We start from the raw sequence: 17,650 nt of genomic DNA, 5'->3' as shown, positions 1-17,650 counted from the left end.
GTCCTCAAGAAGCGGATCATCGAGGGATGCAACGCCACGCGCGCTTCCCATGGGGAGAAAGCGCGGCATTTTACATGAACCGAAGGGTTTGGCTTCAGCTGGCGACGGCCTGTTTGCGCAAGCGCCAGGCCATGATCAGCCACACGACCGTCACACCCGCGAACTTCGAGCCCATGGCGGTGAGAATCACGGCCGGGGTGAACGCGTCGATCATGCCGAAGAAGATGAAAGTATCGAGGGGAATGCTCAGGGCCGAACTTATCCACAGCCGATCGTGCAACGGGCGTTTGGTGATACTGAACACCAGCCAGTCGATGCATTCGGACACCGCGAAGGCTGTGGCGCTGGCCAAAGCGATGGACGGGTCGGACGTGACATAGGACAAAACCAGCGCCGCGAGCATCGCCGCGATGGCGCCATGGCCAAAACGGGTTTGCACCATGTCGCGCAAGATAAACACCAACCCGCCCCAGGCCGACCAGATGATGTCCAGGTGCGGGGCGGTGGAAAAGGCGTAGTTGATCAGCACGACGCTGCTGATGTAGGCGATCAGGAAGAGCATGGGGATGTGGAAGGCCTGAGAATTCAAGGCGCACAGGGTACTTCAGGTAGTGGGGTCCGGCCAATGGAGGTGTTAGCGTCAGTGGGGACGCCTTCGCGGGCAAGCCTCGCTCCTACAGTTTGAACGCATCATGCAAATCGCCCCAGACCTGTAGGAGCGAGGCTTGCCCGCGAAGGCCGCACCTCAGGAGTCGGATTTGGAAGGCAACATCCAGAGCAAACCACTGGATTTGGCCCGCTCATGACACAACCCCAACACCTTGCGGCGCTCTTCGTTGTGCATCCGGCTCCAGCGCGTGATCTCCTCGACCGTGCGCTGACACCCGGTGCAGATATCATCCTCATCCAGCGCACAAATATTCACGCACGGCGACAGAACCGGCCGTTCGGACGTGTTCATTCTTCCTGCTCGGCCAGATCGCGGGCGTAACGCTGGGAGTTATGCACGTAGTGGGCGGCGCTGGCTTCGAGCATTTTCTTCTGCTGTTCAGTCAGTTCGCGCACCACCTTGCCCGGCGAGCCCATGACCAGCGAACCGTCGGGAATCTCCTTGCCCTCACCGATCAGCGAGTTGGCGCCGATGATGCAGTTCTTGCCGATTTTCGCGCCGTTGAGAATCACCGCATTAATACCGATCAGGCTGTAATCGCCCACGGTGCAGCCATGAAGCATGGCGTTGTGGCCGATGGTCACGCCCGTGCCGATGGTCAGCGGGTAGCCCATGTCGGTGTGCATCACCGTGCCGTCCTGGACGTTGCTGTTCTTGCCGATCAGGATCAGTTCGTTGTCGCCCCGCAACACGGCGTTGAACCAGACGTTGGCGCCCTCTTCCAGTTTGACCTTGCCCACCAGCACGGCATTGGGTGCGACCCAGCTCTGCGGATGGGTTTCGACGCGGGCGTCGCCCAGGCGATATTTCATCTAATTGTCCTCAAGGCTCAGGCAGCCGCGTTTCACGCCATACGAACGATGGCTTCAAATATTGATAAAGCTTTTGGGTGGGTGGTGCAGGCTGATGTCGGCGTCATAGAGCAGGTTGATCAACTCGACGATCATGATCGCTGTCAGACCCCAGATCTTATACTCGCCATAACGATAACTCGGCACGTACCAACTGCGCCCCTGGTAATCGATGCGATGGGTATGTTCACGAGGGTCCTCGCGGAAGAACTCCAGGGGAACGCTGAACACTGCGGCGATCTCCGCATCGTTGGCCAGGTACTCGACGAAATCAGGAATCACCCCGACATAAGGCGTGACCTTGATGCCGTGCAGGGAGATCAGCGGGCTCAACGGACCAATCACTTCGACCAGCCCCGGCGGCAAGCCGATTTCTTCTTCAGCCTCACGCAGCGCGGTGAAAATCAGGTCCGGGTCTTCGGGGTCGCGTCGCCCGCCGGGGAAGGCGACTTCACCGCCATGGGTCGAGAGCCCGCTGGCGCGCAGGGTCAGAACCAGTTCCGGTTCGTCACTGCGAGTGATGGGCACCAGTACCGCGGCTTCAGGGAAACGTTTGTCGGTTTCCAGTGTGCGAGGGGTGTGGTTACTTACTCGATGCAGTAGCTCGTCCAGCATGAGTCTTCTCGATCTGTTGGCTACTTTGCATCATGCACCAATCGAACCGGCCGCCCAAGCCCATAACCACTGCATGTCGCTAAACGACAACTTGCCGACTGACACCGTCGCACGCCAAGATAGGCGCAGCATTCAGGAACCCAAGCATGAAATTTTGCAGTCAGTGCGGCAACCCGGTCACCCAGCGCATTCCCGAAGGCGATTCGCGTCTGCGTTTTGTCTGTGACAGCTGTCAGGCGATTCACTACCAGAACCCCAATATCGTCGCCGGTTGCGTGGCGACCTGGGGCTCGAAAGTGTTGCTGTGCCGACGCGCCATCGAGCCTCGGCTCGGTTACTGGACCCTGCCCGCCGGTTTCATGGAAAACGGTGAAACCATCGAGCAGGCGGCCATTCGCGAAACGGCAGAAGAAGCCTGCGCGCGGGTGCGCAACCTGAGCATTTATACGTTGATCGACGTGCCGCACATCAGTCAGGTGCATGTGTTCTTTCGCGCAGAGCTGGTGGACCTGGATTTTTCCGCCGGCCCCGAGAGCCTGGAAGTGCAGCTTTTCGACGAAGCCGACATCCCGTGGTCCGAGTTGGCTTTCCGCACGGTGGGCCGTACCTTAGAATGCTTCTTCGCTGACCGGCGGACCGAGGTCTACCCCGTGCGGTCCGAGTCGATCCCGCCGCTTGCTCAGCCTGCCATCACATAAAGCTCCTGGCTCCAAAATCACCTATAACTAAATAGTCACGACACCTTTCAGGGATATCGTTTCAATGCGCTGGTTGCTTGCCGTGTTTTGCTTGTCGTTCGTCGCCATGTCACAGGCTTCCGTTGCGGAAACCCTGAACGGCAAAGTCATCGAAAAAGTTCTGGTGCTTAAATCCGCCCACCAATTGCAATTGATCAATGACGGCAAGCCGCTCAAGACCTATCGCATTTCCCTGGGCAAACGGCCCAAGGGGCCGAAGCTGATGGAAGGCGACAAACGCACGCCCGAAGGTTTCTATTGGCTGGACTGGCGCAAGGTCAGCGATAAATTCAACCTGGCGATGCACATCTCCTACCCGAATGTCAGCGACTCTGCCCGCGCGCGGCGCGAAGGCGTCCCGCCTGGCAGCATGATCATGATCCATGGCACACCGGACACCGAAGAGACCCCGGAAGACCTGTTCCACACCCTGGACTGGACCGACGGCTGCATCGCCATGCGCAACATGGACATGCGCGAGGTTTGGGGTCTGGTGCCGGATGGCACGATGATCGAAATCCGCCCGTAACCTAAAAACTTCCAGCCTGCTGAAGGGCTTTTGTGGTGAGGGGATTTATCCCCGTTGCGCTGCGAAGCAGTGCTAATACCTGCAATTGCATTATGTCTGACTCACCGCGTCGGCTGGTTTCACGACTGCTTCGCAGCCGAACGGGGATAAATCCCCTCGCCACAATGAACCGCGCCAGCCGCGCCTTCTCCTTTTGAACCACCCCATCCGTAACTTCTCCTTTTGAGCGCTACCTTCGGTCGCTCCTCCAAAAATAATTTCAAAAGAACGCAGCCTGCGGTAACGCCTGACGTGAAGATACCAATCCTCCCGACACGCATTACCGCAGGCTGCGATCTTTGCGCTCTAAATCCCCACCTCTAATACCACTTGAAACCACTGCGTCTGACAGAGCAGGCTTTCGCGTGCCATGCGCAAAGTGGTGGCATTGACATGGTATTCAAGTGGTATTAGTTTTCGACCATTCGCGGAAAACAACACTCCAATATCCGCATCGGACATCGCCCATGAATGACCTCCAGGCCCTACGCCCTGACGACACGCAGCCCACGCCGTTGTACCTGCAACTGGCGCGCAATCTGGAAGCGGCGATTCATGCCGGCCAGTGGAAAGCCGAGCAAGCGATGCCCTCGGAGCGCAACCTCAGCGAGCTGCTGGGCATCTCACGCGTCACGGCACGCAAGGCGCTGGAAGTCTTGTTCGAGCAAGGCCTGATCCGCCGCAACCAAGGTTCCGGCACGTTCATCACGCCGCGCCTGGAACAACCGCTGTCGCGCCTCTCGGGGTTCAGCGAAATGTTGCGTCTCAAGGGCTTCGTTCCCGGCTCGCAATGGCTGGAACGTGAAATCACCCCGCCGACCCACGAAGAACTGATCCGCCTCGGCCTCTCGCCCAACGACAAGGTCGCGCGGCTCAAGCGCCTGCGCAAAGCCGACGACACGGTGATGGCGATCGAGATGAGCACCCTGCCCGCTTCGATCATTCCCAAGCCGCAGGCGGTGGGCGACTCCCTCTACGAATACCTCGACGGCATCGGCAAGCCGATCGTCCGCGCGCTGCAGCACATCCAGGCGATCAACGCCTCGGACGAATTCGCCGCCCTCGTCGGCATCGCCCCCGGCACCGCCATGTTGCTGATGACCCGGGTCGGCTACCTGGAAGACAACACACCGATCGAAGTCACCGACACCTACTGCCGCAACGACTACTACGACTTTGTCGCAGAGCTTCGTCGATAAAGAGCTTCGCTGTTAAAACCGAGAACCGATCATGTCCGAAGACAACATCCTCACCGCCCACGGCTGGGTTCGTGGCCGGCTGATTCACGAACACGGCAAGGTCGTGTCCATCGAAGGCGTGCCGTGCGATCCGGCCGACAACGACTTGCCCTATCTGCTGCCCGGCTTTATCGACCTGCACGTTCACGGCGGCGGTGGCAAAGACATCATGGAAGGCGCGCCGGCCTTCGAAACCATCACCAAGACCCACGTGCGCTTCGGCACCACGTCGTTGCTGGCGACCACCATGACCGCACCGCCGGCAGAGATTTCCAGCGTGCTCAAGGCCGTGGGCGAGTTCTGCGAGCAGCGGCCAACAGGCAGCGCCCGCGTGCTCGGCGTGCACCTCGAAGGCCCGTACATCAACCCCGGCAAACTCGGCGCCCAGCCGAATTTCGCCCACACTGCGTTGATGGCCGAAGTCGAGGAATACCTGGCGCTGGCACCGATCCGGGTGATCACCATCGCCCCGGAAATTGCCGGCCACGATGCCTTGATCCGCACCCTCAGCGCTCGCGGTGTGCGCATGCAGATCGGCCACACCCTCGGCAGTTACGAGGAAGGCGTCGCTGCACTGGCCGCCGGCGCCAGCAGCTTCACTCACCTCTACAACGCCATGAGCCCGCTGCATCACCGCGAGCCGGGCATCGTCGGCGCGGCGCTGGCCCACGCCAAATACGCCGAACTGATCCCGGACTTGCTGCACGTGCACCCCGGTGCCATGCGCGTGGCCCTGCGCGCAATTCCATGCCTGTATTGCGTCACCGATTCCACCGCTGCTGCCGGCATGCCCGACGGTGAATACAAGCTCGGCAGCCACACCGTGACCAAATGCCTGGGCGGCGTACGCTTGCCCGACGGCACGCTGGCCGGCAGCACGCTGACCATGGATCAGGCACTGCGCAATCTGGTGAAGATCGGTTTGCCGATCGCCGAGGCTTCGCAACGTCTTTCGCAATTCCCCGCCGATTACCTCGGCCTTCAAGAACGTGGCCGCCTTGCTCCTGGCAGCTGGGCCGACTGCGTGCGGCTGGATCGCTCACTCACACTCACCGCCGTCATGGTCGAAGGAGAAGACATTGACTTCAAAAATGCTTGAAGAGGCGCTGTCCTCATTCGAGGCCGTGCAAGCCCAACTGCAACAACTCGACCCGCAGATGATCGAGATCGCCGGGCGCCTGCGCCGCCAGCCGCCGCAAGTGGCAATGACCGTCGCGCGCGGCAGCTCCGACCATGCCGCCAGTTATTTCGCCTACCTGACCATGCAGCAACTGGGCATCCCGGTGGCGTCGTTGCCGATGTCGGTGGTGACCATGCAACAGGCACCGCTGAAGGTCAGCGGCCAGGTGGCGTTTGCGTTCTCGCAGTCGGGACAAAGTCCGGATCTGGTGAACAGCCTGCGTCTGCTGCGCAAACGCGGCGCTTTGAGCATTTCCATGGTCAACGCCGAAAGTTCACCACTGGAAGCAGCGTGCGAATTCAGCCTGCCGCTGTGCGCCGGCACTGAAAGCAGCGTCGCCGCGACCAAGAGTTTTATCGCCACCCTCAGCGCCAGCGCCCGTCTGATCGCCCATTGGAACGAAGACTTGGAGTTGCTGGAGGCCGGCAGCGCCTTGCCGGAAGGTCTGCGCGAAGCGGCGCAACAGGATTGGAGCCTGGCCATCGACGCCCTGCGCGATTGCCAACGCTTGATGGTGATCGGTCGGGGCGCCGGTTTTGCCATCGCCCAGGAAGCGGCCCTCAAGTTCAAGGAAACCTCGGCGATTCAGGCCGAGGCCTTCAGCAGCGCAGAAGTCCGTCACGGTCCGATGGCATTGATCGACGAAAATTATCCTCTGCTGATCTTCGCCCCACGCGGTGCCGAGCAGGCCGGTTTGCTGAGCCTTGCTGCGGACATGCGCCAGCGTGGCGCTCGCGTTCTGCTGGCGGCACCGGATGACATCGCCGAACGCGACCTCACCCTGACCCGCGCCGAGCACCCGGCCCTTGATCCGATTCTGGCGATCCAGAGTTTTTACGTCATGGCCGCCGGTTTGGCCGTGGCCCGTGGCATGGACCCGGACCAGCCACGGCACCTCAGCAAAGTCACACGCACGCACTAGTCGAATGGCAACCCGATCCCTCATGTAGGAGCGAGGCTTGCCCGCGAAGAAGTCACCGCGGTCTATCTGAATGACCGCGTTATCGTTCTTTGCGGGCAAGCCTCGCTCCTACAGAGACCGCGTTGATCCGAACTGTATTTTTAATGAGACCGAGCCATGCATAACAACAATAAAGAGCTGACCCTAAGCGCCCCGCTCAGCGGCCCGGTGCTCACGCTCGCCAAAGTCCCGGACCCGGTGTTCGCCAGCGGTGCCATGGGCGACGGGATCGCCATCGACCCGCTGAACGACACCCTCCACGCCCCCTGCGCCGGCGTCGTGGTGCACGTCGCCCGCAGCGGTCACGCCGTCACCTTGCGTGCCGACAACGGTGCCGAATTGCTGTTGCACCTGGGCATCGACACCGTCGAGTTGCAGGGCGAAGGCTTCTCGATGCTGGTCAAGGAAGGCGCGCGGGTCAGCAACGGCCAGCCGCTGTTGCGCTATGACCTGGACAAGGTCGCGCAGCAGTGCAAAAGCCTGGTCAGCCTGATGATCCTGACCAACAGCCAGGACTTTCAGGCGCGGCCCATTACGCTGAAATCGGTGAAGGTCGGCGACCCGCTGCTGCACATCATTCGCCGGCTGGCGCCGGGTGCTCAAGCGGACGTGGACCTGTCGGGCGAAGAACTTTTCGGCCACGTTTGCATCGCCCATCGCGGCGGTCTGCACGCACGACCGGCCGCGCTGATTCGTCAGACCGCGCAAGGGTTCAAGAGTAAATCGCAGCTGCATTTCGCTGGCAAATCGGCGACCTGTGACAGCTTGATCGGGTTGATGAGTCTGGCCGTCGGCGAGCAGGACGAGGTTCAGGTCAGTTGCCAGGGCCCGGATGCCGAAGCGGCGTTGCAAGCCTTGCTGATCGCCTTGTCCACAGCGTTGGCCGAAGACAGCCACGCCGCCGCGCCGACACCGATTAACCGACGCCATCGGGCGGCCGAAGCGGGCGTGCTGCACGGTGTCTGCGCAGCTCCCGGCCTGGTCGGTGGGCCGTTGTTTCGCTTGAACGCCATCAGCCTGCCGGCGGATACCGGCCGTCACGATCCCGAGCAACAATTGCACGCCCTCGAGACCGCGCTGACCGTCGTGCGCAGCGAAATCGACCACACCCTGACCCTGGCCAGGAAACACAAGGACACTGACGAAGAAGCGATCTTCACCGCGCACATCGCCTTGCTCGAAGACCCGGCGCTGCTGAACGCGGCCAACGTTTCCATCGTTCAAGGCATGGCCGCGACGCACGCCTGGAGCCAATCGATCGATGCGCAGTGCGACGTACTCCAGCAACTCGGCAGCGCATTGCTGGCCGAACGCGCCAACGATCTGCGCGACCTCAAACAACGGGTGCTGCGCGCCTTGCTCGGTGAAGCCTGGCATTACGACGTGCCAGCCGGCGCCATCGTTGCCGCCCATGAACTGACGCCGTCGGACCTGCTGCAACTGAGCGAGCAAGGCGTCGCCGGGTTGTGCATGGCCGAAGGCGGCGCTACTTCCCACGTCGCGATTCTGGCGCGCGGCAAAGGTCTGCCGTGCATGGTTGCATTGGGTTCCGCGCTGCTGGAGCAGACGCAAGGCCAGGCAGTGGTGCTGGATGCCGACGGCGGTCGTCTCGAATTGGCGCCGACGGACGGACGCCTGGCCGACGTGCATCAAGCACAACTTGATCATCAGCAACGCCGTGCGCTTCAACAATCTCAGGCTCACACCCCGGCACTGACACTCGATGGCGTGCACATCGAAGTCGCCGCTAATGTCGCGTCCAGTGCAGAAGCAGCCGATGCACTGGCCAATGGCGCCGATGGCGTCGGCCTGCTGCGCACCGAATTCCTGTTCGTCGACCGCAACACCGCGCCGGACGAACACGAACAACACCTCGCCTATCAAGCTGTGCTCGACGCCATGGGCGACAAGTCGGTGATCATCCGCACCATCGACGTCGGCGGCGACAAGCAACTCGATTACCTGCCGTTACCGGTTGAGGCCAACCCGGTGCTCGGCTTGCGCGGCATTCGTCTGGCTCAGGTGCGTCCGGAATTGCTCGATCAGCAACTGCGCGCGCTGTTGCACGTCAGCCCGCTGTCACGCTGCCGGATCCTGTTGCCGATGGTGACCGAGGTCGATGAGCTGCTGCACATCCGCCAGCGACTTGATGCGTTGTGCACTGAACTTGGAGTGAGTGAACGCCCGGAGCTGGGGGTGATGATCGAAGTCCCGGCCGCTGCGCTGCTGGCCGAGCAACTGGCCGAACATGCGGACTTCCTGTCCATCGGCACCAACGATTTGTCGCAATACACCCTGGCCATGGACCGCGACCACGCCGGCCTCGCCTCGCGAGTCGACGCGATGCACCCGGCGCTGCTGCGGCTGATCGCCCAGACCTGCGCCGGTGCGGCGGTGCATAACCGTTGGGTAGGGGTCTGCGGCGCACTCGCTTCCGACCCGCTGGCCACGCCGGTACTGATCGGCCTCGGTGTCAGCGAGCTGTCAGTCAGCCCGGTACAAATCGGTGAAATCAAAGATCGCGTGCGCCACCTCGACGCTGCCGAATGCCGACGCATCAGCCACGACCTGCTCAAGCTGAGCAGCGCCAGTGCGGTGCGTCATGCCTGTCACCAGCAATGGCCTCTGAGCTGAACAACAAAAAGAATCCAGGGAGATACGCCATGTACCAATACTTTATCGAAGGCCTGCAACGGCTCGGTCGCGCGCTGATGCTGCCCATCGCGATCCTGCCGATTGCGGGATTGCTGCTGCGACTGGGCGACACCGATCTGCTGAACATCGCGATCATCCACGACGCCGGCCAGGTGATCTTCGCCAACCTGGCAATGATCTTCGCCATCGGCATCGCGGTCGGTTTCGCCAAGGACAACAACGGCACCGCCGGTCTCGCCGGGGTCATTGGTTACCTGGTGATGATCTCCACGCTCAAAGTGCTGGATGCGAGCATCAACATGGGCATGCTCGCCGGGATCGTCAGCGGCTTGATGGCCGGCGCGCTGTACAACCGCTTCAAGGACATCAAGCTGCCGGAGTACCTGGCGTTCTTCGGTGGCCGGCGCTTCGTGCCAATCGTCACTGGCTTCGCCGCCGTCGGTTTGGGGGTGATCTTTGGTTTGATCTGGCCGCCGATCCAGCATGGCATCAACGGTTTCGGCACATTGATGATGGAGAGCGGCAGCATCGGAGCCTTCGTTTTTGGCGTGTTCAACCGCCTGCTGATCGTCACTGGCCTGCACCACATCCTCAACAACATGGCGTGGTTCGTCTTCGGCAACTTTACCGACCCGACCACGGGCGCGATGGTCACCGGCGACCTCTCGCGTTACTTCGCCGGTGACCCGAAAGGAGGCCAGTTCATGACCGGCATGTTCCCGGTGATGATCTTCGGCCTGCCTGCCGCCTGCCTGGCGATGTACCGCAACGCCCTGCCGGAACGACGCAAAATCATGGGCGGGATCTTCCTGTCCATGGCGCTGACCTCATTCCTGACCGGCGTCACCGAACCCATCGAATTTGCGTTCATGTTCCTCGCGCCGTTTCTGTTTTTGCTCCATGCGCTGTTGACGGGGTTGTCGATGGCAATCACCAATGCGCTGAACATCCACCTGGGTTTCACCTTCTCCGGCGGCTTCATCGACATGGTGCTCGGCTGGGGCGAATCCACCAACGGCTGGCGGGTGGTGCCGGTGGGGTTGGCGTATGCGGTGATCTACTACGTGGTGTTTGATTTCTGCATTCGCCGCTTCAACCTCAAAACACCGGGCCGTGAAGAAGTGCCGACCGGTGACAAGGTTGTGGTCGCCGAAAATGAGCGGGCCGGGGCTTACATCAAGGCGCTCGGTGGCGCGCAGAATTTGATCACCGTCGGGGCGTGTACCACACGGTTGCGCCTGGACATGGTGGATCGCAACAAGGCAAACGACGCAGAGTTGAAAGCGTTGGGCGCGATGGCGGTCGTGCGCCCGGGCAAGGGCGGGAGTTTGCAGGTGGTGGTCGGGCCGATGGCGGACAGCATTGCCGATGATATTCGGTTGGCAATGCCGGCGTTGGGTCGTGCGCTGGTCTCCTCCCCTCCTGCTGTTATCGATGCACCGAAACCTGCCGCTATGGCGAGTTCAGAAGCGCAGCAGTGGCTGAAGGCGTTGGGCGGCGGGGACAATGTATTGCAGATGGATTGCGTGGCCATGACCCGGATCCGCCTGCAACTGGCGGATGGCAAGGCGTTGTCGGAGTTTGATTTGAAGGCGCTGGGTTGCCAGGGGGTCAGCCAGCTTGAGGGGGGTGTTTGGCACTTGCTGATTGGTGACAAGGCCGCGAGTTTGAGTGGGGCGCTGGAGGCGTTGGTCAATCGCAGTGAGGTGAGTGCGAAGGTTTAGATCCTGGCTGCCTGACAGTTCGCCATCGCGAGCAAGCTCGCTCCCACAGTGGATTGATGTACACCTGCAAGAAACTGGTCGGCTGTCAGGCCGCCTTCGCGAGCAGGCTCACTCCTACAAATGGATCGGCGTACACGCTTCGCTTTTCACCACTCAACAGGCCGAGCGTTAGCTCGCCTGCAGCTCTTGATCTGCCCGCCCCTTTCGGGAGGCTGAGTGGAGGTGTTCATCCGGGGAGTGGCGCGCAGCGCCGTTCGACGCAGTCGAACACGCTGCATGTAGGTGCAGCGAAGCCAACCGGAGGGCAGTGTCCCCGGATGGATACCGGAGCGAAGGTACGCCGAGCCTAAGCGAGGGGCCGGACGCTTGGGGCGAGCCTTTTTTTTGCTTACTTTTTTTTGGCGTTTGAAAAAAAAGTGAGTCGCCGTAAGGGCCATCCCTTTCAAGGTCTTTTAATTTTGGCGGCCTTGAGCACCCGATCCGTCGACACATGGGCATGCACTGCTTTGCCTTCTAGCCATTCTTTGGATTTGGGTACCTTCGGGCCACGTTTGCTTTTGGCGATCTGTTTGGGAGGTATGTTTCTAGCCAGCGCCAGCAAGCGCTGAGCCAGTCCTTCGGCGGGGTGTGGGATGGGTAAATGCTCTGGCGCCAAGGCAATCTGCATGCCCTCATAACCACTGCGAACCTGTATCGCCAAATGGTAAATCGACGCTTCCCAGCCCTCGGGTTGGGTCTGGCGATGGGCCTGTTCAACGCTGCGCTTAAGCACTGATAAAACGTTGTAAGCCAGCACCGCCGAAGCAAACCCCAGCAAGGCTGCCTTGGGGTTGCCCAAGGTTTCGATCTCACTTTCCAGCACCGATTCCAAGCGCTGGAACATGCCTTCGATACTCCAGCGACGACGGTACAAATCGGCGATTTGCTCAGCGCTGATGGTGTCGGGCAGGTTGCTCCAGAACAACAGCAGGGTGTCGCCTGATTCGGTGGGGCTTTGCAGGTTCAGTTCGACGCGCCGCCACTGACGTCCACCTTTCACTCCGATGGTTTGCTCGCGCACGCTTCCCGTCGCGACTTTGACAGGCTCCTGCCAGTCGCCTTCCTGAAGCAGGCGCGGATGCTTACTCGGCTCACGAATAATGAATGACGCCCCGGCATCTTCGCAGGCCTCCATGACCGGCAGCGTGCAATAGAGTCGATCAGCCATCCACAACTGGCCCGCACTGGCGTTTTCCAACAACGGCAGCACGCTGACGCGCTCACTGGCATAAGCATCTTCGCAGGGCTGAAGGTCGACGACCTGGTCCAGATCAGGGTCGTAAACCACGACCGAAAAACCAGGTCGGGCGGCGCCCCGTTCCCGGCGCAAAGCGCCCAGTCGTTTTTCGCTGGAAGGCAGATGGTTACCGTCAACGATCCGCAGTTGCCAGCCAGGCAAAATGGCTGAGCAGCCCAACTCTTCAATCGTCGGAGAAAGGCGTTGCGCACTGCCGGTTACCAAAGCACGCAGCAGCGCAGGCTCCGTGCGGCTGACCTTGTCGTAAAGCGCCGCCAAGCTGACGGGAAGATCATCCATCTGCCGAGCGGCGGCGTGCAACGAAGGTCTCAAACCCAGTGAAACAAGGGACATAAGCTCAACGATGGTCGAAAACAAAAGCTCACGCGGGTACTGCCGTTGACGGTGTTCTTCGAACACCTGATCAACCCACTCAGCCGCAATGGTCTGTTCCAACACCAATTTGGCCATGACACTGGCTGGTGCTTTTTTTTCGAACCGCGCTAAAACCTCTGCCCACATCGTTTCGTCGTCCTGACTGGAGTTTGGGCAGATTCTAAACGAAGACCTTGAAAGGGATGGCCGTAAGGGCGAAACCGCCAGCCGCCGTTACCGCAGGAATGGATATGTACACTTGAAAGAGACTGGTCGGCTGTCAGGCTGCCTTCGCGAGCAGGCTCGCTCCTACAGTTTTGAACAACGTACATCCATAAAATCGCGGCCAACAAAAAACCCGCTGAACGCTAATTCAGCGGGTTTCTCATTTCAGCAGCCGGAAGATCAGAAATCCTCCAACCGCCACACTTCATATGCCGGCGTCTCATAGGGATGACTGAGTTTCAGCGCGGCCACGACGGCCACGATCAACTCATCCGCCACCACCAGCTCAACCTTCCATTCCTCAACCTGCTCGACCTGCCCCGCCTCACCAATAAACGGCTGACTGCCATCCAAAGGCCGAAACTGGCCCAGACCCAACACCTGCCACGCGCAGTGATCATAAGCCCCGATCCGCCCACCACCGGCAGCGAATACAGCACTCTTGACCACCTCGACATGGCTGGCCGGAACAAAAAAACTGAGCTTATACACCGCTATCAGTTAACCCAGACGCGCGCGTTACGGAACATACGCATCCAAGGTGCGTCTTCGTTCCAGTCTTCCGAACGCCACGAGTTCTGCACGGCGCGGAACACGCGTTCCGGGTGCGGCATCATGATCGTTACGCGCCCGTCGCGACTGGTCAAACCGGTGATCCCGCGCGGAGAGCCGTTCGGGTTGGCCGGGTAGTTTTCGGTGACCTTGCCGTGGTTGTCGACGAAACGCATCGCCACGCAACCCGACAGATCGGCTTCCAGCAATGCTTCTTCGCTGGCGAACTCGGCATGACCTTCACCGTGAGCGATCGCGATCGGCATGCGCGAACCGGCCATGCCTTGCAGGAAGATCGAGTTCGATTCCTGGACCTGGACCATCGCCACACGCGCTTCGAACTGCTCGGAACGGTTGCGCACGAAGTGCGGCCAGAACTCGCTGCCCGGGATCAGCTCGTGCAGGTTGGACATCATCTGGCAACCGTTGCACACGCCGAGGGTGAAGCTGTCGGTGCGTTCGAAGAAACCCTGGAACGCATCGCGAGCACGGCTGTTGAACAGCGCGGACTTGGCCCAGCCTTCGCCGGCACCCAGTACGTCGCCGTAGGAGAAACCGCCGCACGCCACCAGACCTTTGAACTCGTTCAGGTCGACACGGCCGGCCAGAATGTCGCTCATGTGCACGTCGATCGCGTTGAAGCCGGCGCGGTCGAACGCGGCCGCCATTTCCACCTGACCGTTGACGCCCTGCTCACGCAGCACGGCAACCTGTGGGCGGATGCCTTTCTTGATGTAAGGCGCGGCGACGTCCTGGTTGACGTCGTAGCTCAGCTTGACACTCAGGCCCGGGTTGTCTTCTTCCAGCAGCACGTCGAACTCTTGTTCGGCGCAGTCGGCGTTATCACGCAGACGCTGGATCTGGTAGCTGGTTTCAGCCCACTGACGTTGCAGCAGACGACGCTGACCTTCGAACACGGTTTCGCCGTTGAAGGTGATGTTGATCTGGCCGTTGTTCATCGGCTGACCAACCACCGAAACGCAATCGCCCAGACCGGCCGCGCTGAACTGCGCGAGAATGTCTGGCGTGGCGTCCTGGCGAACCTGGATTACAGCGCCAAGTTCTTCGTTGAACAGGATCGCGGCGATGTCGGCGGAGGTTTCTGCCAGACCGTCGAGGTTCAGGCTCAGGCCGCAGTGACCGGCGAAAGCCATTTCCACCACGCTGGTCAGCAGACCACCGTCGGAACGGTCGTGGTACGCCAGCAGGTGACCGTCGGCATTGAGGCCCTGGATCACGGCGAAGAAAGCTTTCAGGTCTTCGGCATCATCGACGTCCGGTGCTTGCGAACCGAGCTTGCCGTGAACCTGGGCCAGGATCGAGGCGCCCATGCGGTTCTGGCCACGACCCAGATCGATCAGGATCAGGTCGGTGGTGCCCTTGTTCATGCGCAGTTCCGGGGTCAGGGTCTGACGGATGTCAGCCACTGGCGCGAAACCTGTCACGATCAGGGACATCGGCGAGGTGACGGTCTTGTCGACGCCTTCGTCGTTCCAGCGAGTGGCCATGGACATGGAGTCCTTGCCCACCGGAATGGTGATGCCCAGCTCAGGGCAGAGCTCCATGCCGACCGCTTTCACGGTGTCGTACAGACGCGCGTCTTCACCCGGGTGACCGGCAGCGGACATCCAGTTCGCTGACAGTTTGATGTCGGAGATCTTGTTGATGCGCGAAGCGGCGATGTTGGTCAGGGTTTCGCCGATGGCCATGCGGCCCGACGCCGGAGCGTCCAGCAGTGCCAGCGGAGTACGCTCACCCATGGCCATGGCTTCACCGGTGTAGACGTCAAAACTGGTGGCGGTGACGGCAACGTCGGCTACCGGGACCTGCCACGGGCCGACCATCTGATCACGGGCAACCAGGCCGGTGATGGTGCGGTCGCCGATGGTGATCAGGAAGCTTTTGCTCGCCACGGCCGGGTGATGCAGAACGCGTTCGACGCAGTCTGCAATCTCGAGGGTCGACGGATCGAAGTCGTCGCCCAGTTCGTTTTCACGAACGGCCGAACGGTGCATGCGCGGAGCCTTGCCCAGCAACACTTCCAATGGCATGTCCACCGGGCTGTTGCCGAAGTGACTGTCGGTGACCGTCAGTTGCGGCTCGGCAGTGGCTTCGCCGACCACGGCAAACGGGCAACGCTCACGTTCGCAGATCGCCTGGAAGCGTTCAAAGTCCGCAGGGCCGACTGCCAGAACGTAGCGTTCCTGGGATTCGTTACTCCAGATTTCGTGCGGGGCCATGCCCGGCTCGTCGTTTGGAATGTTGCGCAGTTCGAAGCGGCCACCACGGTTGCCGTCGTTGACCAGTTCCGGGAAGGCGTTGGACAGACCGCCCGCACCCACGTCGTGGATGAAGCTGATCGGGTTTTTGTCGCCCAACTGCCAGCAACGGTCGATGACTTCCTGGCAGCGACGTTCCATCTCAGGGTTTTCGCGCTGTACCGAAGCGAAGTCCAGGTCAGCCGAGCTGGTGCCGGTGGCCATGGAGGAAGCGGCGCCGCCACCCAAGCCGATCAACATCGCCGGGCCGCCGAGCACGATCAGCTTGGAGCCGACGGTGATCTCGCCTTTCTGTACGTGTTCGGCACGGATGTTACCCATACCGCCGGCCAGCATGATCGGCTTGTGGTAACCGCGAACTTCGTCGCCACGCGGGGTGGTGATCGACTGTTCGAAGGTCCGGAAATAACCGGTCAGGGCCGGACGACCGAATTCGTTGTTGAACGCGGCGCCGCCCAGTGGGCCTTCAATCATGATATCCAGCGCGGTGACGATGCGCTCAGGCTTGCCGTACGGCACTTCCCATGGCTGTTCGAAGCCCGGGATTTGCAGGTTGGACACGGTAAAACCGGTCAGACCAGCCTTTGGCTTGGCGCCGCGACCGGTTGCGCCTTCGTCGCGAATCTCGCCGCCACTACCGGTGGACGCGCCCGGGAACGGGGCAATCGCAGTCGGGTGGTTGTGAGTCTCGACTTTCATCAGGATGTGCACCGGTTCCTGCACCGCGCCGTACTGGCGGGTTTCAGGGTCCGGGAAGAAACGGCCGGCAACGTTACCGACGATCACCGAAGCGTTGTCCTTATAAGCCGACAAAACGCCTTCGCTGTGCATCACGTAGGTGTTCTTGATCATGCCGAACAGGCTTTTTTCCTGGCTCTGACCGTCGATGTCCCAACTGGCGTTGAAGATCTTGTGACGGCAGTGCTCGGAGTTCGCCTGGGCGAACATCATCAGTTCGATGTCGTGCGGGTTGCGCTTCAAACCAACGAAGGCGTTGACCAGGTAGTCGATCTCGTCTTCGGCCAAGGCCAGGCCCAGCTCGGTGTTGGCTTTTTCCAGCGCGGCGCGGCCGCCACCCAGTACGTCGATCGCGGTCAGCGGTTTCGGCTCTGCGTGGCTGAACAGGCCGGCGGCTTGTTCGAGGTTGCCCAATACGATCTGGGTCATGCGGTCGTGCAGCGCATCGGAGATCAACTGAGCGTCGGCGTCGCTGAACTGGCCGGCCACGTAGAACGCGATGCCGCGCTCCAGGCGCTGGATCTTGCTCAGGCCGCAGTTGCGAGCGATGTCGCTGGCTTTGCTGGACCATGGCGAGATGGTGCCGAAACGCGGCAACACCAGGAACAGACGACCGGTCGGCTCTTGTACTGGAACACTTGGACCGTACTTCAGAAGGCGCGCGAGCACCTGCTGTTCGTCGCCGGTCAGGACGCCGGTAACCTCAGCGAAGTGAGCGAATTCAGCATACAAGCCGCTGACAGCCGGGACCTTCTGGCTCAGTTGCTCAAGGAGTTTGCTGTGGCGAAAGGCAGAAAGGGCAGGAGCGCCGCGCAGGATCAACATCTTCGGGACAGCCTCGGGAAGGGGTGTGCTTTGAGGCCGTGCATTCTAGCCTAAACCGCCCGCGACATCACCCGAAACGGTGTGCGCGGCCGTACCCGAACGTCGGGCCGGGTATTTGGGCCTTCATCAGCGGTTCACCGAGGGTTATTTTTTATGTCACAAATTACCGTTCGGGCCCATT

At 60.9% G+C, this 17,650-nt stretch carries 14 protein-coding genes; 7 read left to right on the top strand and 7 right to left on the bottom strand.

Annotation, left to right across the window (positions count from 1 at the left end):
- Positions 1-94: 94 nt before the first annotated feature.
- From ACYZTY_RS03805 to ACYZTY_RS03790, 4 genes are all read right to left on the bottom strand, one after another.
- Positions 95-562, bottom strand: coding sequence for a preQ0 transporter (locus tag ACYZTY_RS03805; RefSeq protein WP_461957367.1), 468 nt, complete (start codon positions 560-562; stop codon positions 95-97).
- 183 nt (positions 563-745) lie between these two features.
- Positions 746-961 (bottom strand): DUF1289 domain-containing protein, encoded by a 216-nt coding sequence (locus ACYZTY_RS03800; RefSeq protein WP_461957366.1) that lies wholly within the window; start codon positions 959-961, stop codon positions 746-748.
- The gene (locus ACYZTY_RS03795; protein ID WP_150701971.1) at positions 958-1,482 is read right to left on the bottom strand and encodes a gamma carbonic anhydrase family protein; all 525 of its coding nucleotides are present in this window, start codon (positions 1,480-1,482) and stop codon (positions 958-960) included. Before ACYZTY_RS03795 ends, ACYZTY_RS03800 begins: the two co-directional genes overlap by 4 nt.
- Positions 1,483-1,536: 54 nt before the next feature.
- A complete protein-coding gene (locus tag ACYZTY_RS03790) occupies positions 1,537-2,136 on the bottom strand; it encodes a CoA pyrophosphatase (protein ID WP_461957365.1) in 600 nt (199 codons plus the stop codon).
- A 146-nt stretch (positions 2,137-2,282) separates the two neighbouring features.
- On the opposite strand from ACYZTY_RS03790, the gene ACYZTY_RS03785 reads away from it, so the two are divergent.
- The 7 genes from ACYZTY_RS03785 (at position 2,283) to nagE (ending at position 11,199) form a co-directional block, all read left to right on the top strand.
- Positions 2,283-2,834 (top strand): NUDIX hydrolase, encoded by a 552-nt coding sequence (locus ACYZTY_RS03785; RefSeq protein WP_145306858.1) that lies wholly within the window; start codon positions 2,283-2,285, stop codon positions 2,832-2,834.
- A 64-nt stretch (positions 2,835-2,898) separates the two neighbouring features.
- The gene (locus ACYZTY_RS03780) at positions 2,899-3,402 is read left to right on the top strand and encodes a L,D-transpeptidase family protein (RefSeq protein ID WP_131062569.1); all 504 of its coding nucleotides are present in this window, start codon (positions 2,899-2,901) and stop codon (positions 3,400-3,402) included.
- Positions 3,403-3,908: 506 nt separating this feature from the next.
- Positions 3,909-4,640 carry a GntR family transcriptional regulator gene (locus ACYZTY_RS03775; RefSeq protein WP_010463034.1) on the top strand — a complete coding sequence of 244 codons (732 nt, stop codon included), beginning with the start codon at positions 3,909-3,911 and terminating at the stop codon, positions 4,638-4,640.
- A gap of 31 nt (positions 4,641-4,671) precedes the next feature.
- Complete coding sequence (gene nagA, locus ACYZTY_RS03770) at positions 4,672-5,778, top strand: N-acetylglucosamine-6-phosphate deacetylase (RefSeq protein WP_461957364.1); 1,107 nt, start codon at positions 4,672-4,674, stop codon at positions 5,776-5,778.
- Entirely contained in the window at positions 5,759-6,781 is a 1,023-nt protein-coding gene (locus tag ACYZTY_RS03765) for an SIS domain-containing protein (protein WP_461957363.1), read from the top strand. Before nagA ends, ACYZTY_RS03765 begins: the two co-directional genes overlap by 20 nt.
- 156 nt (positions 6,782-6,937) lie before the next feature.
- The gene (gene ptsP / locus ACYZTY_RS03760) at positions 6,938-9,454 is read left to right on the top strand and encodes a phosphoenolpyruvate--protein phosphotransferase (RefSeq protein WP_461957362.1); all 2,517 of its coding nucleotides are present in this window, start codon (positions 6,938-6,940) and stop codon (positions 9,452-9,454) included.
- 29 nt (positions 9,455-9,483) lie between these two features.
- The gene (nagE, locus tag ACYZTY_RS03755; RefSeq protein WP_461957361.1) at positions 9,484-11,199 is read left to right on the top strand and encodes an N-acetylglucosamine-specific PTS transporter subunit IIBC; all 1,716 of its coding nucleotides are present in this window, start codon (positions 9,484-9,486) and stop codon (positions 11,197-11,199) included.
- Positions 11,200-11,641: 442 nt separating this feature from the next.
- On the opposite strand, the gene ACYZTY_RS03750 is transcribed toward nagE, so the two are convergent.
- From ACYZTY_RS03750 to purL, 3 genes are all read right to left on the bottom strand, one after another.
- Positions 11,642-12,946, bottom strand: coding sequence for an IS4 family transposase (locus ACYZTY_RS03750; protein ID WP_461957360.1), 1,305 nt, complete (start codon positions 12,944-12,946; stop codon positions 11,642-11,644).
- 309 nt (positions 12,947-13,255) lie between these two features.
- Complete coding sequence (locus ACYZTY_RS03745; RefSeq protein WP_461957359.1) at positions 13,256-13,567, bottom strand: NGG1p interacting factor NIF3; 312 nt, start codon at positions 13,565-13,567, stop codon at positions 13,256-13,258.
- Between the two features lie 5 nt (positions 13,568-13,572).
- Positions 13,573-17,469, bottom strand: a complete 3,897-nt coding sequence (purL, locus tag ACYZTY_RS03740) for a phosphoribosylformylglycinamidine synthase (RefSeq protein WP_461957358.1) — start codon at positions 17,467-17,469, stop codon at positions 13,573-13,575.
- Positions 17,470-17,650 lie beyond the last annotated feature (181 nt).

This window comes from Pseudomonas sp. LB1P83, from assembly GCF_054897885.1.
Note: the sequence above shows the minus strand (reverse complement) of the source record. Positions and strands in the feature narration are given on the sequence as shown.

What these genes read in the sequence shown, in the direction of transcription:
- ACYZTY_RS03805 (WP_461957367.1), bottom strand. Translation starts at nt 562, where the DNA reads ATGCTCTTCCTGATCGCCTACATCAGCAGCGTCGTGCTGATCAACTAC.
- ACYZTY_RS03800 (WP_461957366.1), bottom strand. Translation starts at nt 961, where the DNA reads ATGAACACGTCCGAACGGCCGGTTCTGTCGCCGTGCGTGAATATTTGT.
- ACYZTY_RS03795 (WP_150701971.1), bottom strand. Translation starts at nt 1,482, where the DNA reads ATGAAATATCGCCTGGGCGACGCCCGCGTCGAAACCCATCCGCAGAGC.
- ACYZTY_RS03790 (WP_461957365.1), bottom strand. Translation starts at nt 2,136, where the DNA reads ATGCTGGACGAGCTACTGCATCGAGTAAGTAACCACACCCCTCGCACA.
- ACYZTY_RS03785 (WP_145306858.1), top strand. Translation starts at nt 2,283, where the DNA reads ATGAAATTTTGCAGTCAGTGCGGCAACCCGGTCACCCAGCGCATTCCC.
- ACYZTY_RS03780 (WP_131062569.1), top strand. Translation starts at nt 2,899, where the DNA reads ATGCGCTGGTTGCTTGCCGTGTTTTGCTTGTCGTTCGTCGCCATGTCA.
- ACYZTY_RS03775 (WP_010463034.1), top strand. Translation starts at nt 3,909, where the DNA reads ATGAATGACCTCCAGGCCCTACGCCCTGACGACACGCAGCCCACGCCG.
- nagA (WP_461957364.1), top strand. Translation starts at nt 4,672, where the DNA reads ATGTCCGAAGACAACATCCTCACCGCCCACGGCTGGGTTCGTGGCCGG.
- ptsP (WP_461957362.1), top strand. Translation starts at nt 6,938, where the DNA reads ATGCATAACAACAATAAAGAGCTGACCCTAAGCGCCCCGCTCAGCGGC.
- nagE (WP_461957361.1), top strand. Translation starts at nt 9,484, where the DNA reads ATGTACCAATACTTTATCGAAGGCCTGCAACGGCTCGGTCGCGCGCTG.
- ACYZTY_RS03750 (WP_461957360.1), bottom strand. Translation starts at nt 12,946, where the DNA reads ATGGCCAAATTGGTGTTGGAACAGACCATTGCGGCTGAGTGGGTTGAT.
- purL (WP_461957358.1), bottom strand. Translation starts at nt 17,469, where the DNA reads ATGTTGATCCTGCGCGGCGCTCCTGCCCTTTCTGCCTTTCGCCACAGC.